Here is a 3134-nt window from a genome sequence, read left to right on the forward strand (position 1 = left end):
CAACAAATAAATAAAAAAGTACCCGTTTCATTTATTGAAGAAATTAAAAAATGCAGTTCATTTTTAAATCAATTCACAACAAAAGAAATTTATAATAATAATTTAAAAGGTGGCGTAGAAATACCAACAAAATTAGTTGTTGATGGTAATGGTGTAAAATCAAAGGCATTATGTCGAGAAATAGATAATAGCCATAGCTTTTCAATATAGCTTTTTATTGGGGTTGTCGTGATGCGGCAAGCTCCAATTTAATGATTAATATCAATGGTATGGATACCAATTTGCTTTTTTACTTTAACCGTGGTAAGTGACTTACTTTATTTTAATCGTTTTATTATTTCAAATAGGCATTTTTTTTGTTTCACTGTTAATGAATCTTTCTGTCTAAATATCTTATTTATACTAAGGCAATAATTATATTCCCAATTTGTTAGCTCTTTTTTCTTTTCGGAAAAAAGAATATTCTCTAACTCTAGATTTAACTTTTCTTCATTTCTCATATCAAACCTTACAAGTCATTATTTTCTTCAATTGTTATATTTTCGTTTTTACCATCTTTGGTATAAACAGTTTTCCATGTTATTGATTGCACTCTTTCCCAATCAACTTTTACAGCATACTTCTTATTAATCCTAAACTCTCCGCGACTAATACGTTCAATTAACTGCTTATTAATTAAAGCTCTAATATTATTATCAAAGGTACTTACAGTAGTATTATGTTCAGAACAAAATCTTTCTTTTGCTGATTTACCGTAAGTAACTTCATTGTAGCTATTCATACTTTGCATCATAAAATGAAATATTTTCATTTGTAGACCAGTTACACCTTTCACATTACATAGATCCCTTATGTAAACTTTAACAAAATCAGGTTCTACTGATATTTCGCCAGTTTCCTTGTCAACAAATTTACTCGCCATAACAACCCAACTCCAAATGATAAAGCAGAACAGTAACTCACTTTTTTAGTGAGTTCAATAGTAACACATAAACTCACTAAAAAAGTGAGTTCGATCAAAAAACAGAATAACCAAACTCATTAAAAAAGTGATTTGACCTAACGATATAGTGATTTGACCTAACGATATAGTGATTACGAACTCACCATATAGTGAGTTCAACTCACCATATGGTGAGTTCGTTTTTCGTCATGTGTTTGATAAATAAAGAAAAGCACCCTAAATCCCCTTCTCTTCTGAATCTATCTCAAAAAAGGGGGGGGGCTGAAGATGTCAGATTTAGGATGAGAAAAATTTCAGTGAAAAGTCTCATGTGGACAAGTTTTGATAACGATGGAGCGCGTTATCAAACACATTGACCACAATCGTCAACAAACCGGTATTGGCGCGTTAAGTTTGCGCTCCGCGCTCAACAATAAATTTTATTTTTGTTTTTTCTTTCTGTGCGGCTCTCTAAGCACTCAAAACGCCTTTAGTGTTACCGAGCTATGGCTTTTTGGCGGAGAAGCTCTCTACGTTTGATTTTGACGGCTTAAAATTGATTTATGCTGTTTGTTTTTGGCTGAGTTTATCTTAGTAACAAAAAAGGGGTGATGTTTTTGATAGATTTAAAATAAATCTATTTCACCAAATTTACTTAACTTTCAGATTTATTTTAAATCTGAAAGTTGGCTCTATCCCGCAGGGATACTAAGCGCACTTGCCAGTATCAAAGGATGTGAAAAAAAGTAGTTCGCGTGGGACGAAATCACCGCGAAAAATAAACTTACCCGCGCCCTAAAAAAGCATTGCTTTTGAATGAAGCGATCTCGATCCGTAATTGGGCAAAAAACTTTGGGCCTGGTATTTGAGGTACGAAAATTCCAAGCCCAAAAAAGCGATCTTTTTTGTGCTTCGAACCACCTTTTTGAGATCGAGCCGAAGGCGAGGACGTAAAAAAGGTGTAGTGAGTACCCCTTTTACTTTAAGCTATCGATTAAGCCAATTATTCCATGTATTAAAAGGGATTTAGAGCAGATGCCATACGCCATCCTAAGAACCACTAAAATCAAGACTAGCGGCAACATAGCTGCGTCACTTAGTCATAATTATCGTGACCGAGAAACGCATAATGCAGACGAAACAAAGGCACATTTAAACTCTCATGATCATGATTCAAAAGATGCTGCTTTTGAGGCGATACAAAATCGCTTACCTGAAAAAGTACGAAAAGATGGGGTGCATTGTATTGAGTATATGATCACCGCTTCACCTGATTTTTTTGAAGATAATAATCGTATTACTCATGATAAATATTTCGAGGCAGCGAAAGAATGGTTGATTGAAAGGCATGGTGAAGAGAACGTGATCACCACTTCTATTCATCGAGATGAAACATCACCTCATTTGATTGCTTATGTTGTCCCTTATGTGTTCAATGAAAAAAAACAGAAAGAAAATTTAAACTGTAAGCACTTTCTAGGTGGTCGCAAAACCCTTTCAGATATGCAGACTAACTTTCATAAGCATGTGTCTCATTTCGGCTTGGAGCGAGGTGTAGAGCGGTCTGTAGCGCAACATCAGACAGTTAAAGAGTTCTATTCAAAGATACAAAATCCAATAAAAGAATTAAAAGAAATCGCGGATTCAATAATTATTCCAGACACTACTTTTTTAGAATCCAAAGAAAAATATGCTGAAAGAGTTGCTTATAGTGTTTGGAATCAAGCTTGTGATGAATTCGAAGATTCAATTTTAAAAACCACCAATAAAAACTATATAGATTTAGAAAAAGAAAATAGTAGATTAAAAGGTGAGTTAGAAAAAAGTAAATTATCAGAAAGAGTGGTAAAAAGAGAATTTTTTAAATTTAAAAATAACATGGATATTGCGAACAAAATAAATAACCTACCATTTGAAAATATAAAAAAAATCAATTCGTATATTGATAAAAAAACAGATGAAATAGCAGAAAAGAATTTAATCAACCCTATCCTTGACCAAGAAAATAAAATTTTATTTAAGTGGGATAAAGAAAATAATAGTTATTATTTGTTAATAAATGACCAACAAATAAATAAAAAAGTACCCGTTTCATTTATTGAAGAAATTAAAAAATGCAGTTCATTTTTAAATCAATTCACAACAAAAGAAATTTATAATAATAATTTAAAAGGTGGCGTAGAAATACCAA

The 3134-nt window shown here is 32.4% G+C and carries 3 protein-coding genes; 2 read left to right on the forward strand and 1 reads right to left on the reverse strand.

The window, feature by feature from the left end:
* The coding region (locus tag CIK00_RS21400) for a hypothetical protein (protein ID WP_167388595.1) at positions 1-210 on the forward strand (210 nt) is incomplete at its 5' end.
* 298 nt (positions 211-508) lie between these two features.
* Here the strand turns inward: CIK00_RS21400 and CIK00_RS20950 are convergent.
* Entirely contained in the window at positions 509-922 is a 414-nt protein-coding gene (locus CIK00_RS20950; protein ID WP_101770468.1) for a hypothetical protein, read from the reverse strand.
* Positions 923-1978: 1056 nt separating this feature from the next.
* Between CIK00_RS20950 and mobV the strand changes: the two genes are divergently transcribed.
* Positions 1979-3134: MobV family relaxase (gene mobV / locus CIK00_RS20955; RefSeq protein WP_193435496.1), on the forward strand; the 1156-nt coding region annotated here is incomplete at its 3' end.

The organism is Photobacterium carnosum (assembly GCF_002849605.1).
Taxonomy (GTDB): domain Bacteria; phylum Pseudomonadota; class Gammaproteobacteria; order Enterobacterales; family Vibrionaceae; genus Photobacterium; species Photobacterium carnosum.

What these genes read in the sequence shown, in the direction of transcription:
- CIK00_RS20950 (WP_101770468.1), bottom strand. Translation starts at nt 922, where the DNA reads ATGGCGAGTAAATTTGTTGACAAGGAAACTGGCGAAATATCAGTAGAA.